At 56.1% G+C, this 7,562-nt stretch carries 4 protein-coding genes; 2 read left to right on the top strand and 2 right to left on the bottom strand.

The window, feature by feature from the left end; all coding sequences use genetic code 11:
• Positions 1-143: 143 nt before the first annotated feature.
• Positions 144-1,706: a S8 family serine peptidase gene (locus H6F91_RS21580; protein WP_190789467.1), complete on the bottom strand. Its 1,563-nt coding sequence runs from the start codon at positions 1,704-1,706 to the stop codon at positions 144-146.
• A 739-nt stretch (positions 1,707-2,445) separates the two neighbouring features.
• Here H6F91_RS21580 and H6F91_RS21570 point away from each other — a divergent pair.
• Positions 2,446-4,578 carry a hypothetical protein gene (locus tag H6F91_RS21570; RefSeq protein WP_190774681.1) on the top strand — a complete coding sequence of 711 codons (2,133 nt, stop codon included), beginning with the start codon at positions 2,446-2,448 and terminating at the stop codon, positions 4,576-4,578.
• A gap of 168 nt (positions 4,579-4,746) precedes the next feature.
• The gene (locus H6F91_RS21565) at positions 4,747-6,504 is read left to right on the top strand and encodes a DUF3685 domain-containing protein (RefSeq protein WP_190774680.1); all 1,758 of its coding nucleotides are present in this window, start codon (positions 4,747-4,749) and stop codon (positions 6,502-6,504) included.
• Between the two features lie 42 nt (positions 6,505-6,546).
• Here H6F91_RS21565 and H6F91_RS21560 read toward each other — a convergent pair whose 3' ends face one another.
• Positions 6,547-7,497: an SPFH domain-containing protein gene (locus H6F91_RS21560; RefSeq protein ID WP_190774679.1), complete on the bottom strand. Its 951-nt coding sequence runs from the start codon at positions 7,495-7,497 to the stop codon at positions 6,547-6,549.
• Positions 7,498-7,562 lie beyond the last annotated feature (65 nt).

The raw sequence follows: 7,562 nt of genomic DNA, 5'->3' as shown, positions 1-7,562 counted from the left end.
TCAGATCACGCAGGGGATGTTTTTGGCGACGGGTCATAGCAGGGCACCCAAGGGTTCCCTACTATCTTGACAGCCGCCTATAAAAAATGGCGATATTCGAGTCAAATGACCCACTAGTGGTGTTTCTGTCCGTGAGGGACGCCTCAATAGCCCTGCTCTTTAGCATGGGCGATCGCCCTCAAAACGTTGATGCGCCCAAACCCGTAACGATGATCTTTCCCTGATTCCCCGATTTCTTCCACCGAACTGACCAGTAGATCTTGCAACAGGAAGGCCCGGCGAGGTTCGGGCACGGAGCGGATATCTGTTGCGGCCAGTAGCAGAGCAATTGCCCCCGTTACGTGAGGAGCGGCCATCGATGTGCCGTTCCAAACCGCGTAACGATTCTTGGGTATGCACGATTGTATCGCGACTCCCGGGGCGGAAACATCTGGCTTCATATAAACTAACGGCAAATACTCGTCAGCGATGTAGCGAGATTCACGGATAATTTGGGTTCGGCCACCACTGAAGCCGCCGGGGCGATCACTAGTATCTGTAGCACCCACCGCAAAAGCCAGTAAGTCGTTGCCAGGAACCCCTGAGGTTTGCGCCCCTTCGTTGCCGATGGAGACGACGACAGGAATCCCCAGACGGTTCGCATTCAGGATGGAACGGGTGTAGAGGTCAGCCACGTCTGGTTCAAGGGCGATCGCCCCCAAAGACATGTTGATTACCTCTGCTCCCACTTCAATAGCCCAATCAATCCCCGCCAGAATTTGCGCGTCCGTCCCCGCGCCGCCCTTCAGCACCATCCCCACCGCCAAATCCACGTCGGGAGCCACCCCAATCCAGGGATGACCGTTCGGTGCGCCGGGATGCCCCCCAGCGATAGTGCCGCACACATGGGGACCATGCTCCCCCGAATCATAGGGTAGCGAATCGGAAACCCGTTCGCCATTCTCATCAAACTCAGCCCACTCCACTACCTTGTTTAGGAGTTCAGGGTGGTCGGGATCAACCCCGGTATCCAGTACCGCTACTTTAATAGGGCCGGAGGTGCGGTGTTTGCCCTTGGTACCATAGGCTCCCCAGGCCGCCAGAGCCCCAATCTTCTCAATCCCCCAGGCACTGGTTTTGTAATCTGCTACGGCTTCCGACACCTGCTTCACCTCCAGCACGGGAGGCAGCCGTACCGAGCGATTGGGAAAGATGGCGCTGATATTGGGCACCGCTTCCGGTAAGCGATGTAGGTCATCGCGCCGTAGTCGCAGGACGGCGCTTTGAGAACTCCAGAAAGAGCGAAAGCCCTCAGGTGGGCGGTCTTTGTGTCTGCTGCGGTTGACGGCAGCAGCGATCGCCTCCTGCACGACATCCGACTTCATCAAATCCGCTACTACACGGAACCCGGCTTGCCGGAGGCTCTGTACCGTAGAGGTTTGTATGGCAGCTAACGCAATCTGAGAGGTCATCGTTTCCTGGCTGGCCCGCAGGTGACGACGCTCAGTGGCCGTAAAATCGGCATCCTTCAGTATTACATCGGCTTTGGGAGGCAGCAGCTCTCGGGGGCTGGTGGTGAGGTGCCGCCGTTGCATGGCTTCAATGCTGGCATCCAGCATGGCCCGCAGTTCTTCATCCGGGCTTTCCATTTGCACAATAACGCTGTGGACGCGCCCAGACTCCTCATCTAAAATGCGCTCCACCTGTTCACGAATCTGTTTTTTCATAAGCGTCCCTGTCCCTAGAGGTAACTCGCGGCAGTCACCCTGCACCCATCTTGACGAGGATATGGCATCAAAAGAGCCGTCTCTCTGGCAGAACGGCCAGCCAAAGACGAACGCGCACTTCCTCGTGCTCCCTATCTATCTATTATGTCACGGGGACTTTTCGAGACTCTGGGGGGTTAATCGGTAATCAGGGATCGGTTATGGGTAAACCCGTATTGGGCACCGGAACCAGCAATTCTCAGTATGGGCATCAAAGCCAAGAGTTCACGCCCGTAGGGCGTGAACTCTTGGCTTTGATGCCCGAAAACCGCGCGTTAAAGGCGTGCGGTTTTCGGGCCTGATTTCAAAATGAGAATTGCTGCAAAATAACGGTCCGGGTTCTGGTTCTAGCAAGGAAGATATGAGTAAACCTGAGCTCAGGTTCAGGGCTTTTGGTGGGTGCAGAGCCCGCGCCAAAAAGGGCACTTGGGCTGATCTCGAATTGAGGTTGGGTAGAGGTAACGGGAAGTTTTTGATGCTTTTTTAGAGATTTCAGTTAGTATCTACTGATAATTCTTGCGGCCTCATACGCAAGATGTGGTGTAGTGGTTCAAGGATGTTTCTTGAGGTTCAAGATTGGGTTTGGGATGACGTATAGGGATGGGGATTCCGCATTCTCCTAGTTTTATGGTTGAGGATGGTTTCCGGGCCAGTATAGCCGGGGAGTTGGGTTGCCCCTACCAGCGAAAGGACAGAGCCAATGCCAGATAAGGTTGTAAGCAATCAACGAGTGAACGGACAACGGATGCGCCAAGGGCAAGAACTCGGCTGGAGTGTTGAGGGATCTCAGGCTCAGCTTGTAGCACAGCCCATCAGTCCACCGGAGGTCATGCCTCCTCAACGTTCGAGGCAGCGATCGCGCCGCAAACGAGCTGAACGGGCTCAGCGAAAAGCTGAAGCGCTCCGTCGGCAAAAAGCAGCCCGAATGGCTCCACCAAAAGCACCTGCGCCTAAACATCCGGTTCCCCGGCTAAAGAAATCGCCTCCGGCTAAGAATCCAACCCGACAGGGTAAGAGGCGGACGGGTTGGACGCTGTCCATGATGTTTATGACCGGTCTCGGGGTCACAGGCGGGCTAGGGATACTCGCGCTGATCTGGTTGACCAGCCTGCCGCCTATGCCGGAGTGCGATCGCGTCTCCCGGCTCTCCCCCGACCCAGAACAGCTCTACTGTGCTCAGGAAGCGGCCCGTTCTGGGGAGTTGCGCGACCTGAAAGCGGCTGTTGACTTGGTCAAAGATTGGACCCCTCGCCACCCCCTGTACGCAGAGTCACAACAATGGCTGGGGCGCTGGTCACGCAACCTGATGGAAATGGCCCGTCAGCGCTACACCAATAGCGATTTGAAAGGAGCCTTAGAAATTGCCAGCCTTGTGCCTAAAAGCAGCCCTTTCTATGACAAGGCTCAAGCCACAATCAAGGAGTGGCAAGCGGAATGGGAGGAAGGTCAGGCTATTTACGAAACGGCCCAGGAAGCCCTGAAAAATCAGCTTTGGAGCGAAGCCTCTCAACAACTGCTGGCTCTGGGACGGTTGCAGTCGCCCTACTGGCGTGAACAGCGCATGGCGCAGCTCACGCAGCAAATTTTTGCAGAGCGCAGTTCCTGGGGTTCTCTGCAAGAGGCTCGGCGGTTAGCTCGCCGGAAGAACCCCGATAATTTACAGGCCGCTCTCACACAATTGAGCGAAATCATCCCTCAAACCCATGCCTGGGAAGAAGCTCAGGAGAACCGTCAGGAGTGGGGCACGGCCCTCGCCAGTATGGGGTGGCAGCAGTGGCAGCAAGGCAATACGGACGAGGCGATCGCCCTGGCCCAGGCCATCCCGACTGACTTACCTCTGGAAGGAGAACTGGCCGCCCTGGTGCGCTACAGCCACGCTCAAAAATTGGCCTCCTGGGACGTAAATACCGACTGGCAACCGTCTCCAGCCCAGCTCTGGCGCTTGCAAGAAGCGATCGCCGCGCTTCAGGGAATCCCCCGTAGCAGTGCCCTCTACAGTGTCGCCCAGACCACGATGGCAGACTGGCAGGGCCAGTTGAAGGATGTGACCCAGTTGCAGATGGCCAGCGCGATCGCCAGCTTGGGCCAGAAGCAGGCTCTGGAGCTAGCCATCAACCAGGCAGCTGACGTGAGTATGGAACGGCCTCGCCGTACGCAGGCCCAAACATTAATTGCCTTCTGGCGATCGCAAATTGAACTCCTTCAGGATCAACCCATACTGGTACGGGCGATTGATCTGGCCAATTCTAAGGTGATTCCTGATTTGCGAAAGGCGATCGCTGTGGCCGAAACCATTGGCCCGGATCGTGCCCTTCATGAAGAAGCCCAGGAGCGGATTGCCGAATGGGTTGCCCAGATCGAAACCATTGAGGACCAGCCAATCCTCGACCGGGCGCGGCAACTGGCGAAGGAGAATAAGCTGCGTGACGCCATTCGTGAAGCCCGTCAGATTCAGGAGGGGCGAGCGCTCTATGCCGAAGCGAGTGCCGCCGCTGACGGTTGGCAGGCCGAAATTGATCGGGTGCTCATTGCCGAAGACCGCAAGATTCTGGATGAAGCCAATGGCCTCGCTGCCCAGGGCAGCCTGACCCGGGCGATCGACACGGCCGCTCAAATCGGGCGCGGTCGCCCTCTTTATGGTGAAGCTCGTGCCTCCATCAACCAATGGGAAGCCGAACGAGATGCCGTCTGGGATAGCTGGAGCGCTCCAGAAGCGACTTCCGACTATGAGGAGCCCGCTTACGAAGAGCCTGCCGACGAGGAGCCCGTTTACGAAGAGCCTGCTTACGAAGAGCCTGTCTATGAGGAGCCTGCTTACGAAGAGGAATATTAGGTGGGAAATTAGGGAAGGAGAAAATTTGGAATAACACAGCCGAGTACCCGTTACCCTTTCCCCATGAGCGGCTTCTAATTCTGCCGTCTGCAACACGGTTCTTCGCTGGTTGAGTGATTAAGCTAGAAAGGGTTCCTGGCGAACCATTTTTCTGTCCCTACCTTGCCAATGCCACCGATCCCCTCGCTGTTATACCTGGTTCTGCTGGATGATGACCCGACCTATCGGGCAGGGATGCGGCTTTGGTTAGAGCAGTTTGGAGATATTCAGGTAATAGCCGACGGTGGGTTGGGTTTGGAAGAGGCGATCGCCACTGTCCTCTCCCTTCCTCCGGCCTCAGATGTAGCGGGTCAACCCGCTCCCCTAATCGTGCTGGGGTTACCCGGAAGCGCCCACGGCTTTGCTTTGTGCCAGCAACTCCGCGCGCAGTTTCCCCAGGTGCCTATTTTGGTACTGGGAACATCCGCCGAACCTGTGCTGGTTGCAGCAACGCGGCGAACGGGGGCAACAGGATTTTGGCTCCGCGATAGCGATCCTGAAACACTAGTGGCTACGATACGGCAGGTAGCAGCAGGGCAGGCGGTTTGGATTGAAATGGCTCCAGCAGCGGCACCCCTTACAACACCCGGCCCGCTACGGAGACTGCGGCGTAATTGGCGAATGCTGGGTACTCAGCAGATTGATCGGGCGATCGCTGACCTGGATAAACAATTGCGCGATCGCCGCCTCACTTCGCTCGATCGCCTTGTGCTGGAAGGCCGCAGGCGGGAGCTCAACGCGTCCCGGTGGCTGGTGCAACGGATCCTGGCAACCCCTACGTTGTCGGCAGAAGAGCCGGTCAGAGATACCAGCACTGAGCCGGTTGCGTCCTCCCTGATGGTGCCTCAAACCATGCCCGTTCCCGCTTTAGCCGCGACGGCTCCCGTGGAGACGTTGGAGACACGCATGAGTGCTCAAAGTTTGCGATCGCTCCTTATCAATGCAGTACTGCGCAGACTAGGAACCAGTGTCGAGAATCAAACCCATACCCCCATGGAGACAGACATCCTGCGGGCCGAACGGAAGCAGGAATTGTTCATTCTCATTCTGCGGAAATTAGAAGATATTCTCGACGAATTGAACTTCTCGCAGGTGTCGATAGAGCACTTGCCAGAGAAGCGATCGCAGCTTCTGCGCGACCTCTGGGAAGCTACCATCATCGACTTCTTGGGCAAATACTACACCCTGACCACTGCCCAGGGGGAGTTGGAGTTAGTGGGGGAATTGCTGGATGAAGCCGATACCGTTCAGGCTGAAATTCTTGACCCGATTCCCGGATTTGAAACGTTAATCACTCACCTGTTATTTCAAACACCTCTCATCATTGATGGCCTCCCCTATGCTGCCGGGAATCCTGAAGCACTGATTCGGGCCGAGATGTTGTTGAGCCACCTGGTCATTCAGGTGGCGAATGGAGTCATGCAACCGCTGCTAAACCGCTTCTCGGATTTAGAAGTGATGAAGCAAAACTTCTACAATCGTCGACTGATATCGACCCGTGAGATCGAACGCTTTCGCAACGATTTATCCTGGCACTACCGCCGCAATCGCTACTTTATCGAACCTCAAGACATCTTTGAAAGCCGTTATCGTCTGCTCACCTTTCAATTCAGCGGGATTCAGTACCGTTCGATTTACGCCCCACGCCGAGAGGAACTCGATCAACTCAACGGCATTCCGTATTTCGTGACTCTGGCCCTGGAAACGCGGGATGCGATCGCCCCCCGTCTACGCTCCGCTTTTTCCGTAGTCGGCAGCAGCCTGGTCTATGTGCTGACGGAGGTGATCGGGCGCGGCATTGGGCTGGTGGGACGTGGCGTTATCAAAGGCGTTGGCAACGTCTGGCAAGACCAGCGCTACCCCCGCAATGGCGAACGCCCCCGATAAACAGGAAGATGTGCCACGCGAAATGCAGCACATCTTCATGCCCTAACCCTTCTTCTCATCTACCAGCGACAACATGCCCTGCAACGCCGCTGGAATGCTGGCTGGATCCATAAACATAACCTTGCTACTGTTGCTGCGGCCAATTTCGCTGGTGGTGTTGAGATAACCCAGGGCCAGGAAAACTTGACCCGCTTCTGCGGCTCGGGGGTCATGCTTAAGAGCCTGAGTAATAATGTTGACCGCTTCGGCTGTCGCCTGGGCCTTTAGCACCTGGCTCTGACGCTCCGCCTGGGCCTGAAGAATTCGGGCCTTCTGATCTGCTTCCGCCGCCAAAATGGTTGCCTTCTGGGAAGCTTCCGCTTCCAGCACCTGAGCTTCCGCCTTCCCTCGGGCAGAGTTGACGGCGGCTTCCCGTTCCCCTTCAGAGGTTAAGATAGCAGCCCGCTTGCGGCGCTCTGCAGACATTTGCAGTTCCATCGACTCCTGTACCGCTTTGGAAGGAACAATGTCCCGCAATTCCACCCGGGTGACTTTGACGCCCCAAGGGTCAGTGGCCACATCCAGTTCATGCAAAAGGGTTTCGTTGATTTGCGATCGCGCCGTAAACGTCTCATCCAGCTCCAACTTGCCCATTTCAGCCCGAATCTGGGTTAACACCAGGTTCACCATCGCGGCATGCAGGTTTTGCACCTTGTAGTAGGCCTTCTCCATGTCAACAATGCGCCAATACACAACGGCATCCACGGTGATCGACACGTTGTCTTTCGTAATGCTGGGCTGAGGCGGAATATCCAACACCTTTTCCCGGATGGTTTCCCGGTAGGCCACGTTATCCACAAAGGGCATCACAAAGTTGAGACCGGGTTTCAGCTTTTTGTTATAGCTCCCCAGACGCTCTACCAGAGCTTCATTTCCCTGGTTGATAATTTTGACCGAGCTGGATAGCCCCGCAATGCCACAGGCCGCCAAAATCAATGCTAAAAGTCCGTCCATAAACTCCAAATCTCCAGTGAAGAGCGAATGTTTCGATTAATCAGGAAGGAATAATGGTAGGGTGC

The organism is Leptolyngbya sp. FACHB-8 (assembly GCF_014695575.1).
Taxonomy (GTDB): Bacteria; Cyanobacteriota; Cyanobacteriia; order Elainellales; family Elainellaceae; genus Vacuolonema.
Note: the sequence above shows the minus strand (reverse complement) of the source record. Positions and strands in the feature narration are given on the sequence as shown.